Source organism: Lunatibacter salilacus (assembly GCF_009797935.1).
GTDB lineage: Bacteria > Bacteroidota > Bacteroidia > Cytophagales > Cyclobacteriaceae > Lunatibacter > Lunatibacter salilacus.
Window position 1 is genome coordinate 1 of sequence record NZ_VOLC01000034.1, and the last position, 14,689, is coordinate 14,689.

The following is a 14,689-nucleotide window of genomic DNA, read 5'->3' on the forward strand; positions in this document are numbered from 1 at the left end:
GGCCGCTGCGTCATCGTTGCGTCCGTTGCGTGAAAAAGAAAGGAACACGGATGACTCGGCTAAAGCGGATTTTTTTGTTGATATAAGAGGTCGACGTCAAAAAAAACAATCCGTATAAATCCGTTTAATCCGCCAAATCCCGAAAAACCGGGACAAGTTCAGCGTTCCATCTCTTTAGGATTAAAATGAACCCTTGCGGCCGCTGCGTCATCGTTGCGTCCGTTGCGTGAAAAAGAAAGGAACACGGATGACTCGGATAATACGGATAAAGCGGATTTTTTTGTTGATATAAGAGGTCGACGTCAAAAAAGACAATCCGTATAAATCCGTTCAATCCGCCAAATCCCGAAAAACCGGGACAAGTTCAGCGTTCCATCCTTTTTTCGGAAAATTTAACACGAAGTCTATAAAAAAGCCTGCTTTTCCTTAAGGAAAGAGCAGGCTTTAAATCTACTTATTCTATTCTTAACTGAAGATTTAAGGTAGTAAGGAACTTTTGATTACCATCAGTTTTTCCCTTGTCATCTCGTGCATGGAGTAGGGGATACCACCCATTCCCTCACCTGATGCGTCACGTCCGCCAAAGGGCATCCAATCCACCCGAAAGGCAGTATGATCGTTCACCATTACCGCAGTGGCATTCAGCCTGCGTACTGTGTCAAGTACTATATCCAAATCCTTTGTAAAAACCGCCGCCTGAAAATGATAGTCCAATGCATTGGCCTGCTTAATCGCCTCATCCCGATCGGAATAGGGGTAAACACAAACTACGGGACCAAAAATTTCCTCCTTCGATACGTTGACATCTTGGGGAGGGTTAAACAAAACGGTTGGCTCATAGCAGGTTTCCCCGATTTTATTGCCACCGCAAAGCAGGGTTGCGCCTTTATCGACGGCTTCTTGAACCCACTCATGTACCCTGTCCACTTCACTGGTTCGAATCAGCGGACCTACTTCTGTATCCTCCTTCAGCGGATTACCAACTTTCAGTTTTTTAGCTTCTGCCGCTATTTTATCAGCCATCTCCTGTGCAATTTCTTCATGGGCGAATACTTTTTGAACAGACACACATACCTGTCCCGCATGATAAAATCCACCTTTGGTCAAAAGTGGAACCATCTCATCCATGGATGCATCTTTCTCCACGATTACGGGAGCAGCTCCGCCGTGTTCAAGTGCACAACGTGTACCGGGAGCTAACTTTGATTTCAGGTACCAGCCGACTTTGGCTGACCCTATAAAGGAAAGATAGTTTATCCTCTTATCAGTCGCCAACTTTTCCGCCAGTTCATTGCTGCAAAGTACTGACTGAACCCAACCCTCCGGCACCCCAGCTTCTTCAAGAATATCCATCAATGCCAGGCAGGATAGGGGGGTGTTGGTAGCAGGTTTGATAATTACCGGACAACCGGCGGCAAAAGCAGTAATGGTCTGGTGTACAATCAAATTCAGCGGATGGTTAAAAGCGGAAAGAGAAGCAACCACACCAATGGGCTCTCGCATGGTAAATGCCAACCGGTTCACCGACGCGGCAGTAAGCCCCATTGGAATTTGCTCTCCTTTTAGGTGGGAAATTTCTTCGGTAGCTATTTTCACACCGTTAATAGCACGGAGAACTTCCACTTTTGAATCTTGGTAGGGCTTGCCTCCTTCACCTGCGGCAATTTTGGTCAATTCCTCCACTTTTCCTTCCATAATTTGCCTCACTTTCTCCAGGATGGAGATTCGCTTATGTGCGGGAATCCATTTAGAAGTGTCTGTAAAGAGATTATAAGCTGTAGCAATTTTTTTCTCCAAAGCTTCCCCGTCTATCAAGGGTAATTCTTTAATTAGGCTTTGATCGTATGGAGAGGTGACTTTTATCGCTTCACTCATAACTCTGCTGTTTTTTGTTTCAACAATACGTTTAAAATTGGGTGGTTTAGGGAATAATCCACAGGTAGATCTATCACATGTACTCCGGAATTGGAAAGGGATCTGCTAAGTATTTCCTGAAAATGGGAGTCACTTTCTGCCCTATATCCATGGGCTCCATAACTTTCAGCATATTTTACGAAATCGGGGTTTTTATAGTCTAGCCCAAAATCACTGAAGCCCATATCCTCCTGCTTCCACTTTATCATGCCATACGCTCCGTCATTAAGAATGATTACTGTTAAATTCAACCCTAATCGGACAGCTGTCTCCAATTCTTGGGAGTTCATCATAAATCCTCCGTCGCCGCATACGGCTACTACTTTCTTATCCGGGTATAATAAATTAACCGTCATGGCAGATGGTAACCCTGCACCCATTGATGCAAGCGCATTGTCCAATAGCAGCGTATTGGGATGATAGCAGGTATAGTTTCTCGCAAACCAAAGTTTATATACCCCATTGTCCAAGGTAATTACGTCCTTATCTCCCAAGTTTTCCCGCATTAAATTAACCAGACGCTGGGGAAGCATTGGGAAGCGTTCGTCTTGGAAGTATTTGCTTAAATGCCCTTTGACTTCCTCTTTTACTTTCTGATAAAACGAAAAATCCCAATCTGTTTGGACCTCCAATTGATCAGTTATTTTGTTAACGGAGTGGGTGATATCTCCCACGACGTTCAATTGTGGAAAATAAACCGGATCTACCTCGGCCGGGTCAAAGTTGACGTGGATGACTTTTTTTCCTCCCTTCTTCATAAAGAAAGGCGGCTTTTCAATTACGTCATGGCCCACGTTGATTATCAGGTCGGCTGCATCTATTGCCGCATGTACAAAATCGTTACTGGAAAGTGCTGCAGTGCCCAGATATTGGGGATGTCTTTCGTCTATGACCCCTTTACCCATTTGTGTAGTGAAGAAATAGATTCCTGTCTCATCCACAAATCGACCTAAAGCTTGGCAGGTAATTTTTCGGTTGGCACCTGCACCGATCAGTAGGAGCGGCATTTTTGCCTCCTGAATCATTTCAACGGCCGCATCAATAGCTTTGTCATCCGGTTTGGGCATTATGTAATTCACTACATCGAAAATTTCTTCAGAGCAGTCCTCTTGGGCGATATCCTCCGGAAATTCTAAATGGACAGCTCCTGGCCGCTCCGTGGTAGATAGCCGAAATGCCTCCCTAATTTGGGAGGCAATAACATTACTGTCCACAATTTGCTTCGTATATTTAGTAATAGGTCGCATCATATCCACCACATCTATGATCTGAAAACGGGCCTGTTTACTTTTCTTAATTGGTTTTTGGCCTGTGATCATCATCATGGGCATGGCTCCCAATTGGGCATATGCCGCTGGGGTCACCAAGTTGGTTGCTCCAGGACCGAGGGTGGCAAGGCATACCCCGGGCTTTCCGGTCAGTCTTCCATAGGTTGCCGCCATAAAACCCGCTCCCTGTTCGTGGCGGGTTAGAATCAGTTTGATGGTGGATTTGCTTAGGGATTCCAAAAAATCTAAGTTTTCCTCTCCCGGTACTCCAAAAATGTATTCTACCCCTTCATTTTCAAGGGCTTTGATAAATAAATCAGATGCTTTCATATAGTAAAATGTCAGGTTTTATTATTTTCTTCTAAAGGAAGGTAACAAATTTTATACTAAAGTGATCTGATTTTTAATTTTATTAGGATGGCTAAGGCACTGACGAGTTGAAAAATAGCCGAAATCAGCTAATTTAAAGATAATTTTAGATAATTTTATTTGGGTGTAATCCGGGCAATAAAAACGGGCTTGCCATCAATAGATCCGGTCAGGATAATCCGGCTATCTTCTTCGTTTGCCATGAATATATTTATGGTTTCGTTCAGCATTGCCTCTGCCAGGTAGTTTATTTCCAAATCGGAAAAGTGGATGTCACAGGTTGTACAAAAATCTTCCACCCAGCGGATATAGGAGACATTGTTTACATGATTATTCATATCCAGATCCGAAGGACGCACCAGAAAGCCTTGGCCTTGGTCTATAGTCGATGGTAGAGGTATCTTTTCGGGTAATAGTTCTGATTCAGCCTGCGGGGGAAAAAGTTCGGTGGGAAGTATTTGATTAGGCCGCTTAGGGCGTTTGCTTCCGCTGTCCAGTAGCAACCAGGCGGACATAGCATTGACAATGGGAATGCCTGCTGAATCCTCCACCAAAAATTCTCTTAACGCAAATAACTTATTGATACCTCTTCCAGCAGTTTTTACGGTAATGACATCTCCCCAAGCGGGTAACTTTCGGACTTGGATTGACATACGGGACAATACCCAATGAAAACCTTGGTCAAATAGGTTTTGTCCAAAATCCTTGCTGTCAGCATGTTTCCAAGCAATTTCCTGTAAAAGATCCCCTAAAGCACCCCAACGTAGTTGGCCTTGAGGGTCTATCTGGAATGAAAGGACTTCAAATTTCTTTTCATACTGGAAGGAGCGAGTCGAATCTTTCATGTTGTAAGGTTCATAAATCGCCAAAATAAGCCAAACTATTTAGTTATTCATCAGCTTGGTTTAATATTGGGGAAAAATACTGAATTTAGTTTGGAAACATTCCCAAGCTGGGTATTGTTCTTTTGAATATGGTAAATCCAATCCCAACAAATTTGCTGCCCCGCTTAGGGGAATCCTACTTTTACGAGAACTTTTTTAACCCGTCGGAAAGTGATGTGTATTTCGAAAGATTGAAAAACGAAATTTCTTGGAAGCAGGAACCAATCAAACTTTTTGGAAAAACCATTATGCAACCCCGTTTGACGGCTTTGCAGGGGAATCCTAAAATGCATTATGGCTATTCCGGCATTCGGATGAATCCAGACCCTTTTAGTGACACATTGCTTGCCATAAAGAAGCGCATTGAACCGTCGGCTGGGGTGAAATTTACCCATGTACTGTTGAATCGGTACCGGGATGGGAAAGACAGTATGGGCTGGCATCGGGACAACGAAAAGGAATTGGGTGTCAATCCGGTAATCGCTTCAGTCAGTTTTGGCGCATTCCGTGACTTCCATTTCCGCCTTTATGAGACAAAGGCGAATAAAATTACTCTAAATCTAGGTCACGGTAGCCTGCTTATAATGAAGGGAAAGACCCAACATCATTGGGAACACCAACTACCAAAAAGAGCAAATATAGTGGGGGAGCGGATTAATTTAACCTTTCGCGTACTAACCAGTTAGTTTGAGTCACTCATTTTCATTTATGAAATCATTATGATAGAAATCAATCTCCGCAGTTTTCAACCCCTGATGGACTAACAATTGGTTTCTAAACGAAAGAAAAGGGGATTTTTCAGGTAGAGTAATGGGTGTTTTTCCGGGGAATGCCATATTTTGCATGCTGTTTTTATTTCGGAGGATCCAACCTTGGTAGGAGGGTAGTTTGTCCGGTTCGCCTAATATGACCACACCCGGATCTTCGGGTCCCTGTTGGGTAATGTTCATCCAAGGTCCTCCGCCAACAGGTAATTCCTGCGGAAGCACTTGCCCATTGGAATCGAAAAATCCAACTGTCTCAGATAATTTGATCCGGGGAGAAAACCCTCCATATCCCTTAGGGTCTTCGGAGCCACCAAGTTGCACATTAGCTACCAAAGGCTTTAAGGTCACTTCTATTGTCAACTTGTACAGTTCCGGATCCATCCGTTCATAGAGAAGGGTTATATTTTCCTCGACCACCGCTTTTTCAGCCACAATCCACTGGATTGTGGCTTTAAGTTGCGCCTGTTCCTCATTAATTACTGTTGGGTTTACATGGGTTACCTTCCAGGAGATTCCCTCACTGATCCACGGGTCTGCCACCCTTTTTCCATCCACATACAACTGGTGCCAAGTCCAGAAAATGCCGCGATGGTGCAAGTGGTCGGCTGGAAAATCTTCTGTAATAATCTCCCCATTCACATCGTAAAGAGGATGAATGTAATTGGCCCGGGGGTACTTTCCATCTTGTGATTTGGTAGCCGATTGATAGAATAGCCGTGGCGCCCCGGCTTCAGTTAGTTGATAACCCTGATCCGTGGATGTCCATGAAAGGTTCTGGGCCTGACTGTGTAAGGTGAAGAAGGTAATGAGGTATACAAAACAGAAAAGACTGATTAATTTCGTTGGGTGAAAGACGTGCATAAAAGGGAGGAGTGGTTCTTATAAAGAAATATTAATGTTATCACTTTTTTCCTAGAAAGAAGCATGAATGGGTTTAACTTTAGCTTCTAAAGTAGGAACAAATCATTAAATTAACCTTATTCGTTACAATTAATTGTATGGCGGCACCATTTTTATCGGCATCAGCCCGGAAAGCACTCCTGGATCAAGCCTTAGAATTGCTCTTGGATTATTATGAAAATACTCATGAGTATCGGGTGACACCAGTTTTGGACAAGGTGGCTATTAGAGATTCGGTTCGAGAATTTGATTTTGAAGTAATGCTTGACCCTATACAATCTATAAATCAGGTTATCAACAGTTTAAAAAAGTATTCAGTACATACACCGCATCCGAAATACTTCGGCCTGTTTAATCCAAGATCCAATTTCCCCAGTATTGTATCCGATTTGATCACTGCCGTATTTAACCCCCAATTGGCAGCATGGAGCCATTCGCCGTTTGCCAATGAAGTCGAAAGTTACCTTATCCAAGCTCTTGGAGAAAAATTTGGGTTCGATCCAGCAAAGATTGATGGGGTATTTTCAGGGGGTGGGGCGGAGGCAAATCAGACAGCAGTGCTTTGTGCGCTCAACCACCTTGTGCCTGATTATGCTTCCAAAGGGCTTTTTGGACAGGAAAAAAGGCCTTTGATCTATTGCTCTTCGGAATCCCACCATTCCATTCACAAGGCAGCGATGACATCTGGTCTGGGCAATAGCGCTGTCCGTATTATCCCTGTGACAGATCGGCTAGAAATGGATCTTACACGTTTGAAACAACAACTTGAACGAGACATTGCGGACGGTCAGAAGCCGCTTATGGTGGTGGCAACTGCCGGAACAACCGGCGTAGGGGCCATCGATAATTTGGTGGCTATAGGGAAAATGGCTAAGCAATTTGAGCTTTGGTTTCATGTAGATGCGGCTTATGGTGGAGCAGCCGTATTGTATCCCGAATTGAAGCCCTATCTGGGCGGCATTTCTGAAGCTGATTCGATAACTTTTGATGCGCACAAATGGCTTTCGGTCACGATGGGAACTAGTTTATTTATTTGCAGTCATCCTGATATACTGGCCAAAACATTCCGTATTACCGCTGATTACATGCCTAAGGAAGCCAAGGATATGGATATTGTCGATCCCTTTTCACACTCAATACAATGGTCACGCCGTGCCCTTGGCATCAAGCTTTACCTTTCCTTATTGATGTTTGGCTGGAAAGGGTATGAAGAAATGATAGGGCATCAAACCGCTATGGGGCATAGCCTGCGGAGCGAACTTGACGCATCTGGTTGGAGTATCCAAAATTCTAGTCCATTTCCGGTTGTCTGCTTCACTGACCCGATCCACGCAAAGGACCTTGCGTTTGTTCCCGCCATTATCCAATCGGTTCTTGGTTCAGGCAGGTCTTGGATTTCCAGCTATCCAATTCACGGGATCCCAGTTATGCGCGCTTGCATTACCAATTTTGAAACGGAAGAACGTCACGTGAAAGAATTGGTGGAGGAATTGAATGATGCGAGAAATGAATATAAAAAAATCCGTTGAAGCGGATTTGAAAAGTAGAGTAATATAATACCTAATATCCGCAGTACTTTCCTGTAACCAGATGACACTAACGACGAAAAACCTTCCAGGTTTCATCCATTAAACTTGTACAAATAGCTAATTATCAACAAAGCTTGGAAGGTTAACGGATTTTAGGTAATAATAAAAAACAAAAAAAGCAGTAACCGTTGGATTACTGCTTTTTAGTATGATTTAAATATTCCTATTACTTTCTTGCGATTGCCTTTTTAACAGCCTTGACAATATTCTCGGCGTTAAGACCGTATTTTTCCAATAGGTCAGTAGGTGTACCCGACTCACCAAAGGAATCATCTACACCTATCATTTCCAATGGAGCAGGTTGATTCCGACTTAAGGTTTGGGCGATGCTGTCACCTAAGCCACCGTTTAGCTGATGTTCTTCTGCAGAAACAGCACAACCAGTTTTAGCAACAGATGCCAAAATAGCTTCTGTATCCAAGGGCTTAATTGTATGGATGTTTATCACCTCCGCAGAGATACCTTCTTCCCGTAGCATGGCCTCTGCCACTACTGCTTCCCACACAAGGTGGCCCGTGGCAAAAATGGACACATCGGTGCCCTCAATCATCTTCCATGCCTTACCTATTTCAAATTTCTGATCAACAGGCGTAAAGATCGGCCAACTTGGCCTTCCAAACCTCAGATAAACCGGGCCCTCATGGTCAGCGATGGCGATTGTAGCCGCTTTTGTCTGATTGTAGTCACAAGGGTTGATTACAGTCATATGAGGAAGCATTTTCATCATGCCAACATCCTCTAGTATTTGGTGTGTGGCACCATCTTCTCCTAAGGTCAATCCGGCATGTGAAGCGCAGATTTTTACATTCTTGTCGGAATATGCGATGGACTGCCGGATTTGATCATAGACCCTTCCGGTAGAAAAGTTGGCAAATGTTCCGGTAAAGGGTATTTTTCCGCCTATGGTAAGGCCTGCTGCGATGCCCATCATATTGGCTTCCGCTATTCCTATCTGAAAGAAGCGGTCGGGAAATTCTTTTTGAAAAGCACCCATTTTTAGGGATCCTATCAGGTCAGCGCAGAGGCCCACCACATTGGGATTTTTTCTTCCAACTTCAAGAAATCCGTCTCCAAATCCCGAACGGGTATCTTTCTTTTCTGTATATGTGTATTTGGTATCTAATGTTTTTTCCATGATTTTGTGTCTTTTAGAAGGCGAATAGTTAATTGCTAGCCAGGATTAATAATCACCAAGAGTCTCCTCCAATTGATTTAAGGCGGTAGCTAACTGTTCATCGCTGGGTGCGATACCATGCCATTTATGTGTGCCGACCATAAAATCTATACCATACCCCATCTCTGTATGCAGGAGATTTAAGACAGGTTTGCCTTTGCCCAATAGGCTCTTGGCTTTTTCTAGTCCGGCAATTACATCGGTGATATTATTACCCTTCTTGGTTTCAATAACCTCCCATCCAAAGGCCTCCCATTTGGCTTTAAGATCCAGTAGGTTCATAATCAAGTCGGTCGGGCCATCAATCTGCTGCCGGTTTACATCGATGGTAGCGATCAAATTGTCCACCTTATGATGTGGTGCTGCCATGGCTGCTTCCCAAACCTGTCCTTCCTGCTGTTCCCCATCACCCATCAGGGCATATACGGTGCCTTTGTCATTGTTAAGCCTTTTGGCCAAAGCAGCTCCAATAGCTACCGACAGACCCTGTCCTAGAGAGCCCGAAGCAATTCGAATACCTGGTAGATTTTCCTCGGTAGCGGGGTGGCCTTGAATCCGGCTGTTTATTTTTCGGAAGGTAGTCAACTCTTTGGGATCAAAATATCCCGAGCGGGCTAACACGCTATACCATACCGGAGATATATGCCCATTTGAAAGGAAAAAAATATCCTCTCCTGTTCCGTCCATATTGAAATCACTGTTGTGGTTCAACTGGTGAAAATAAAGACTGACGAAAAATTCCGTACAACCAAGCGAAGCTCCGGGATGTCCCGACTGTACGCCATGTACCATACGGACGATATCCCTTCTTACTTGGGAACAAATGTCTTCTAAATGTGCGATTGAATGTTTTTCCATGAAATGGGAATTATTTAATGATTTGATTAGTATGTTCTTTGGTTTTCACTTTATCGATGATTTCAGCAATAATGCCTTTTTCATCAATGATAAAGGTGGTCCTTGCTGTCCCCATATACGTTTTTCCATACATGGATTTTTCCACCCATGTTCCGAATTTTTCGTGGACCGACTTGTCCTCATCGGCAAGAAGTGTAAAAGGCAAGTCAAATTTTTGTATGAATTTCTTGTGCGATTTGCCCGAATCTGAGCTGATGCCAATTACCTCATATCCTGCTTTCTGAAGTGCCTCGTAGTTGTCTCTCAGATCGCAGGCTTGTGCGGTACATCCGGGGGTGTTGTCCTTTGGGTAAAAATAAAGGACCACTTTTTTCCCTCTATAGTCGGACAACTTTATAGTATTGCCATCTTGGTCTTTGGATTCAAAATCCGGTGCTTGCTGACCTACTTCTACTGCCATTTCTTTTAAGGATTTAGTTAATTAATTTGGTTAGGGCCATAAATATCGCAATAAATTAAATTTTTCCCCTATAAACGGCTTCGTTATTTGCCATATCCCTAACTTTTAAGAGGATATCCCCTTTAAAGGGCTTGCTAAGCAATTTTTCAGACCAGATCATGGATTGTTTGTGTTCATAGCGCATGAGGACCCACTCTCCGTCCACATACGCTTCAAAGTCCCTGATACCCGATAGCCCATCCCGGATGGAGAACCGGATTTCTGACCCGTTGATTCTCATGGGTTGAATAGTCGGGGCGACGGTGTCCGAGGCTACCACAAAAGTGCCTAGGTTTCTGGTTTGGAATGTAATTTGATCCCCTTCCCAGCTTCCTCCCTGAAAGCTTTTATACCCATTACCTCCGAGCAGGTAAACATGGCTACGGGATTTATTACCCTCAAATCCGGATGCGTCAAAGGTTACTTCTATAGATTCCCGCAGGTATTCTTCACCGGAATTGATAGTAATCCCAGTCTGAAAAGGGCCTAATACGGGGCTTACCCGAAGGTAGAGATCAGTAAGCAGGGTTTTTTCTTTGAAGAGTATCCGGGCAAAACTATCCTGATAAAGGGTCTCCTCATGAAAACGAATTCGGGTGTTTACCTCAGGGAAGACAGTTTGGGTGCATAGGCGGACGGAATCGGGAACTCCCAGACGCATATCCCAGAGGTAAGTTCGTTTATTGGTTCCCTGATAGGCATAGGGCATTTCCATTTCATAGCCATGCACATAAAATGTCGCAAAATCCCCAGTATCGGTAATTGGCTCATTGATGATCAATACGTGGTCCTGATAGCCTAGCATTTGGTTGCCCAATGTGCTGTTTTGGCTATAAAGCAAGTCGCCCGCATCCTCACCAAGGAGGTTTAGCAGCAACCGGCGCCTATTCAGGTAGGTGTCCTTTAGGTTAACTGTTATTTCTTTTTGTTCCTTTGGATCAACCCGGATGCCGCCGGCCCAGGTGGTGTCCGGCGTGTAAAAACTGAATAAGTTGTGTTCCTTTTTGTAAAGGCGCGTATAGCGGTTCCGGTGGGTATGCGACAGGATAAACCTACCCAAACTAAAGTCTATAGGATTAACCGTACTTTGGAAAATTTTTGTTTCCCCATCAAATACTTGATAGGTAGGAAACCCGTTTCTGTTGTACATGTCGTCGAGTTGGTCATAGGCGAGCACCTCTATTCCTACTTTGCCGGATACCTGTATGGAGTTGGTCACCTGATAGGCATCGCCAATGTAGGATACAGGAAATTCCTTTCGCTGGTAGATTCCGTCCACCCGGCTGTCCATATCCAACGGGGTAAGTGCTACCCGCTGCACAAAGGGTGGCGTCTGATCTATGATTTCCCCAAAGCCAAAATGTAGGGGATCCAGGGCCCGGTCAAGGGAATCCCGAATCTCAAAATGCAAATGAGGTCCCATGGAAGAACCCGTATTGCCAGAATAGGCAATAATGTCTCCCTTTTTTACCGGGAGTTCCCCTGGCTCGGGATAGTATTCCAGCTCGTTTTTTTTGGCAGCGTACATCTTTTCACGGATAAACTCCGCCATGTCCGACTCCAATTCTCTCAAATGCCCGTAGACTGTGATATTGCCACTGGGATGTTTTAGGTATAGTACATTTCCATACCCAAATGAGGAAATTTTCATCCGGGAGACATAACCATCTGCTGCCGCATATACGGGCAAGCCCTGACGCCCCTCTGTTTTGATGTCTATGCCGGAATGAAAATGGTTAGGTCGTATCTCTCCCATGGTTCCTGCGAGAAAGTTTCGTTCACCGGGCTTGATGGGAAACAGGAAATAACCTGGTTGAACTTGGGCAAAAGCACTGCTAAGTATGAAACCAAGCAGGAAACAAGTGGTAAATAAAATCTTATTTAACTTCAACATCCAGCATTTTCTTTCCCTCGATAAATCCTTCCAAGTGATCGCCAATAGTTACTTTTCCCACTCCCGCCGGGGTGCCCGTATAAATAAGGTCGCCTACCTTTAGGGTAAAAAACTGGGAAACATATTCTATAATCACCCCAAAGTCAAAGAGCAGGAGGGAGGTATTGCCTTTTTGTCGGGTTTCCCCGTTGATATCGAGGTGGAAGTTGATATTGGTTAAATCAGAAAATTCACTGACAGGTAGAAAATCGCCAATCGGCGCAGAACCGTTAAAGGCCTTAGCGATTTCCCAAGGTAGCCCTTTCTCCTTGCATTTCTGCTGAAGGTCTCTTGCCGTAAAGTCAATACCCAATCCAATTTCGTTAAAATATTTGTAGGCAAACTCCCTTTTTATATATTTTCCTTCTTTGTTTATTTTCAGGACAAGTTCCACCTCATGGTGGATATCCTGGGAAAACTCAGGGTGGTAAAAAGGTGCCCCATTTTTGAGCAGTGCCGTGTCCGGCTTCATAAACACGACAGGGGAGGTGGGCCGTTCGTTTTGGAGTTCTTCTATATGTGCGGCATAGTTCCTGCCGATGGCAATAATTTTCATATGTTTATAATTGTCTTTTAGCGGTCATAACTTGCCCCGGTTTATCGGGGTGGAATCTCGTTATGATAATCATCCCAGTTTGTGACGCTTTCGTCTTACTCGATTTAATGAATCGGATTGTTAGTTCACAAAGGAACCCAATCTGAAGATAATTAAAAAGAGAATTTACATTATTGGGCAAAGTTCCCTATCTTAGAATTCGAGAACAATTCAAATCCAACAAAAGACTCAAACTATGGAAAAGTACAGTCAAATAGGTGTATGGCTAGATTATGGACATGCTATAGTGATCGGCTATGCCAAGGGAAACGCGGAGATACTGGAAACCATCCTATCTCCCGTGGAGCGAATAAAACGGGAAGAGGGAGAAGGCAACGACAGCACCAAATTTACCTCCAATACGGAGCACGCCTCAAACAACGAGCACAAAAAACACAATATCGCCCAAAACGAAATCAATGAATACCTAAAGACATTGGAACAGAAGCTTCAACCTTACAAGGAACTGCTATTATTCGGTCCCGGTAAAGCAAAAGAACAACTGCGAAATAAGCTGCAGCAAAGCAAGTCCTTTGATGGCAAATGGTTTGCGGTGCACACCTGCGACAAGATGACCCAAAATCAGTTGCTGGCCTATGTTCGGGATTTTTATAAAAAAATAGAGGTGGGCTAAGGAAATTGTAAAATTTGCAAATATAACCTTACCTCCCTTCCATCTGATGTACAGAACCTTAAACCCGGGGAATAGATTTTGGCTGTGGAATCGGCAATTTATTCCCTTTGGGTTTTGTTAAAATGAAGATTATTGATTTATATTTGCAGCAGAAATAGAGAGTTGGGTGAGTGGCTTAAACCAGCAGTTTGCTAAACTGTCGTACGTGTTAAAGCGTACCGGGGGTTCGAATCCCCCACTCTCTACGGATACAAACCCTAATTTATTGATTTTCAATAAGTTAGGGTATTGTTTTTGAAATGAGGGGCGAATTTGAAAGAAGTTAGTTTGGATGTTCGCCCAATTAAAATCCCGAACTCGTTCTCGGATTTATTTCAACCTGCTTTCCGTCCTTGCCGTGAAACACCAGCTCCACCCCGAATTTGTTCTTTTAAAATTCGGCGATTTCGGTCAGCTTCTTCTTGTGGTATTCCCTGCCTTTGCAGGAAATCATGGCATGAAACTGCTGATGTTTTACCCTGCTATTCCGGTAGGAGTGGACTTTTAAAAAGGTTTTCATTTCATATGTTTATAATTGTCTTTTAGCGGCCATATGGAATCTCGCAATGACAATCATCTCTCCGTACGTCTCTTACGTGATACTCGATTTCGTCCGGAGTGACTTTTTGGGCAGTCTGCAGATAACCAAAATTCTTAAAAGTCATCAGCTCTCCCTTGGCGGACTGCGTTTTGTTGGTGTTGTAGGACACCCCGTTGAAGGTACTGGTCGAGGAAAGGATCTTGACGGTCATTGGCTGATGGTTTTGTAGGTTTTTCGGAAGGTCCGGTTGATTTCTTCCTAATAATCCAGGTGCCGGGTAAGGAGGCTGTTGAACTGTGCAAAGATCTTGGAGTCCAAGTCCGCGACGTTGGAATACTGGTTGGCATGCTTGGCCAATTGGTTGATATTGTTGTTGACCCGGCCCTGTTCGGCTGCCAAGATGTTAAGCGTTTTGAGGAGTTTATCCGACAATGGTGACATCCCCCTGGATTTTTCGGATAAGTTTTCTAAGGGTGTCGCTGCGGGAGATGCCTGTGCTTTGTGAGAATTCATCAAGAAACTTCACCTCCCGGTCATTAAGCCGGAAGGTGATTTTGTGTGTTCAGTATTCCTGGGTTTCCTGTATCATCTTGGTATGTGCTGGCAGCTGCCAACATTTGTATGACCCAAAGAGAAGGAAAATAAACTGCCACTGAAATACGCAAAAAGCTATATTTTAAGCGAATACGTAGGTATGCGTATATAGGGATAGGGGGTGGATTTGG

16 protein-coding genes and 1 tRNA gene are annotated in these 14,689 nt (G+C 44.0%); 4 read left to right on the plus strand and 13 right to left on the minus strand.

Annotated features, from left to right (window positions below):
* Positions 1 to 477 precede the first annotated feature (477 nt).
* The 3 genes from FQ608_RS26735 to FQ608_RS26745 all read right to left on the minus strand — a co-directional run bounded on the left by FQ608_RS26735 (position 478) and on the right by FQ608_RS26745 (position 4,396).
* The gene (locus FQ608_RS26735) at positions 478 to 1,875 is read right to left on the minus strand and encodes an aldehyde dehydrogenase family protein (RefSeq protein WP_158861583.1); all 1,398 of its coding nucleotides are present in this window, start codon (positions 1,873 to 1,875) and stop codon (positions 478 to 480) included.
* Positions 1,872 to 3,512, minus strand: a complete 1,641-nt coding sequence (locus tag FQ608_RS26740; RefSeq protein ID WP_158861584.1) for an acetolactate synthase large subunit — start codon at positions 3,510 to 3,512, stop codon at positions 1,872 to 1,874. Before FQ608_RS26740 ends, FQ608_RS26735 begins: the two co-directional genes overlap by 4 nt.
* A gap of 155 nt (positions 3,513 to 3,667) precedes the next feature.
* Positions 3,668 to 4,396, minus strand: coding sequence for an acyl-[acyl-carrier-protein] thioesterase (locus tag FQ608_RS26745; RefSeq protein WP_158861585.1), 729 nt, complete (start codon positions 4,394 to 4,396; stop codon positions 3,668 to 3,670).
* A 152-nt stretch (positions 4,397 to 4,548) separates the two neighbouring features.
* Between FQ608_RS26745 and FQ608_RS26750 the strand changes: the two genes are divergently transcribed.
* Positions 4,549 to 5,121 (plus strand): alpha-ketoglutarate-dependent dioxygenase AlkB family protein, encoded by a 573-nt coding sequence (locus FQ608_RS26750; protein ID WP_234364423.1) that lies wholly within the window; start codon positions 4,549 to 4,551, stop codon positions 5,119 to 5,121.
* A 6-nt stretch (positions 5,122 to 5,127) separates the two neighbouring features.
* On the opposite strand, the gene FQ608_RS26755 is transcribed toward FQ608_RS26750, so the two are convergent.
* Positions 5,128 to 6,063 carry a DUF6807 family protein gene (locus FQ608_RS26755; RefSeq protein WP_158861587.1) on the minus strand — a complete coding sequence of 312 codons (936 nt, stop codon included), beginning with the start codon at positions 6,061 to 6,063 and terminating at the stop codon, positions 5,128 to 5,130.
* A 137-nt stretch (positions 6,064 to 6,200) separates the two neighbouring features.
* Here FQ608_RS26755 and FQ608_RS26760 point away from each other — a divergent pair, with 137 nt between their 5' ends.
* Positions 6,201 to 7,631 carry a pyridoxal phosphate-dependent decarboxylase family protein gene (locus FQ608_RS26760; RefSeq protein WP_158861588.1) on the plus strand — a complete coding sequence of 477 codons (1,431 nt, stop codon included), beginning with the start codon at positions 6,201 to 6,203 and terminating at the stop codon, positions 7,629 to 7,631.
* Between the two features lie 226 nt (positions 7,632 to 7,857).
* Here FQ608_RS26760 and FQ608_RS26765 read toward each other — a convergent pair whose 3' ends face one another.
* Genes FQ608_RS26765 through FQ608_RS26785 form a run of 5 tightly spaced genes read right to left on the minus strand, consistent with a single transcriptional unit; the run spans position 7,858 to position 12,711 of the window.
* Positions 7,858 to 8,826 (minus strand): transketolase family protein, encoded by a 969-nt coding sequence (locus tag FQ608_RS26765; protein ID WP_158861589.1) that lies wholly within the window; start codon positions 8,824 to 8,826, stop codon positions 7,858 to 7,860.
* Between the two features lie 45 nt (positions 8,827 to 8,871).
* On the minus strand, positions 8,872 to 9,723 hold the full coding sequence (locus tag FQ608_RS26770) for a transketolase (RefSeq protein WP_158861590.1): 852 nt from the start codon (positions 9,721 to 9,723) through the stop codon (positions 8,872 to 8,874).
* Between the two features lie 10 nt (positions 9,724 to 9,733).
* On the minus strand, positions 9,734 to 10,183 hold the full coding sequence (bcp, locus tag FQ608_RS26775) for a thioredoxin-dependent thiol peroxidase (RefSeq protein WP_158861591.1): 450 nt from the start codon (positions 10,181 to 10,183) through the stop codon (positions 9,734 to 9,736).
* A gap of 55 nt (positions 10,184 to 10,238) precedes the next feature.
* Positions 10,239 to 12,116, minus strand: coding sequence for a M23 family metallopeptidase (locus FQ608_RS26780; RefSeq protein WP_158861592.1), 1,878 nt, complete (start codon positions 12,114 to 12,116; stop codon positions 10,239 to 10,241).
* Entirely contained in the window at positions 12,100 to 12,711 is a 612-nt protein-coding gene (locus FQ608_RS26785; RefSeq protein ID WP_158861593.1) for a fumarylacetoacetate hydrolase family protein, read from the minus strand. The genes FQ608_RS26780 and FQ608_RS26785 overlap by 17 nt, the downstream gene beginning before the upstream one ends.
* Positions 12,712 to 12,946: 235 nt before the next feature.
* Here FQ608_RS26785 and FQ608_RS26790 point away from each other — a divergent pair, with 235 nt between their 5' ends.
* Both FQ608_RS26790 and FQ608_RS26795 read left to right on the plus strand, forming a co-directional pair.
* Positions 12,947 to 13,384, plus strand: a complete 438-nt coding sequence (locus FQ608_RS26790; RefSeq protein WP_158861594.1) for a hypothetical protein — start codon at positions 12,947 to 12,949, stop codon at positions 13,382 to 13,384.
* Positions 13,385 to 13,540: 156 nt separating this feature from the next.
* A tRNA-Ser gene (locus tag FQ608_RS26795) sits at positions 13,541 to 13,629 on the plus strand.
* 185 nt (positions 13,630 to 13,814) lie between these two features.
* Here FQ608_RS26795 and FQ608_RS27865 read toward each other — a convergent pair.
* From FQ608_RS27865 to FQ608_RS27695, 4 genes are all read right to left on the minus strand, one after another.
* A complete protein-coding gene (locus FQ608_RS27865) occupies positions 13,815 to 13,943 on the minus strand; it encodes a hypothetical protein (protein WP_262885543.1) in 129 nt (42 codons plus the stop codon).
* 22 nt (positions 13,944 to 13,965) lie between these two features.
* Positions 13,966 to 14,175 (minus strand): hypothetical protein, encoded by a 210-nt coding sequence (locus tag FQ608_RS26800; protein ID WP_234364424.1) that lies wholly within the window; start codon positions 14,173 to 14,175, stop codon positions 13,966 to 13,968.
* A gap of 47 nt (positions 14,176 to 14,222) precedes the next feature.
* Entirely contained in the window at positions 14,223 to 14,477 is a 255-nt protein-coding gene (gene mobC, locus FQ608_RS26805) for a plasmid mobilization relaxosome protein MobC (RefSeq protein ID WP_234364425.1), read from the minus strand.
* Positions 14,478 to 14,500: 23 nt separating this feature from the next.
* Positions 14,501 to 14,689: hypothetical protein (locus FQ608_RS27695; protein WP_234364426.1), on the minus strand; the 189-nt coding region annotated here is incomplete at its 5' end.

What these genes read in the sequence shown, in the direction of transcription:
- FQ608_RS26735 (WP_158861583.1), bottom strand. Translation starts at nt 1,875, where the DNA reads ATGAGTGAAGCGATAAAAGTCACCTCTCCATACGATCAAAGCCTAATT.
- FQ608_RS26740 (WP_158861584.1), bottom strand. Translation starts at nt 3,512, where the DNA reads ATGAAAGCATCTGATTTATTTATCAAAGCCCTTGAAAATGAAGGGGTA.
- FQ608_RS26745 (WP_158861585.1), bottom strand. Translation starts at nt 4,396, where the DNA reads ATGAAAGATTCGACTCGCTCCTTCCAGTATGAAAAGAAATTTGAAGTC.
- FQ608_RS26755 (WP_158861587.1), bottom strand. Translation starts at nt 6,063, where the DNA reads ATGCACGTCTTTCACCCAACGAAATTAATCAGTCTTTTCTGTTTTGTA.
- FQ608_RS26760 (WP_158861588.1), top strand. Translation starts at nt 6,201, where the DNA reads ATGGCGGCACCATTTTTATCGGCATCAGCCCGGAAAGCACTCCTGGAT.
- FQ608_RS26765 (WP_158861589.1), bottom strand. Translation starts at nt 8,826, where the DNA reads ATGGAAAAAACATTAGATACCAAATACACATATACAGAAAAGAAAGAT.
- FQ608_RS26770 (WP_158861590.1), bottom strand. Translation starts at nt 9,723, where the DNA reads ATGGAAAAACATTCAATCGCACATTTAGAAGACATTTGTTCCCAAGTA.
- bcp (WP_158861591.1), bottom strand. Translation starts at nt 10,183, where the DNA reads ATGGCAGTAGAAGTAGGTCAGCAAGCACCGGATTTTGAATCCAAAGAC.
- FQ608_RS26780 (WP_158861592.1), bottom strand. Translation starts at nt 12,116, where the DNA reads ATGTTGAAGTTAAATAAGATTTTATTTACCACTTGTTTCCTGCTTGGT.
- FQ608_RS26785 (WP_158861593.1), bottom strand. Translation starts at nt 12,711, where the DNA reads ATGAAAATTATTGCCATCGGCAGGAACTATGCCGCACATATAGAAGAA.
- FQ608_RS26790 (WP_158861594.1), top strand. Translation starts at nt 12,947, where the DNA reads ATGGAAAAGTACAGTCAAATAGGTGTATGGCTAGATTATGGACATGCT.
- FQ608_RS27865 (WP_262885543.1), bottom strand. Translation starts at nt 13,943, where the DNA reads ATGAAAACCTTTTTAAAAGTCCACTCCTACCGGAATAGCAGGGTAAAA.
- FQ608_RS26800 (WP_234364424.1), bottom strand. Translation starts at nt 14,175, where the DNA reads ATGACCGTCAAGATCCTTTCCTCGACCAGTACCTTCAACGGGGTGTCC.
- mobC (WP_234364425.1), bottom strand. Translation starts at nt 14,477, where the DNA reads ATGAATTCTCACAAAGCACAGGCATCTCCCGCAGCGACACCCTTAGAA.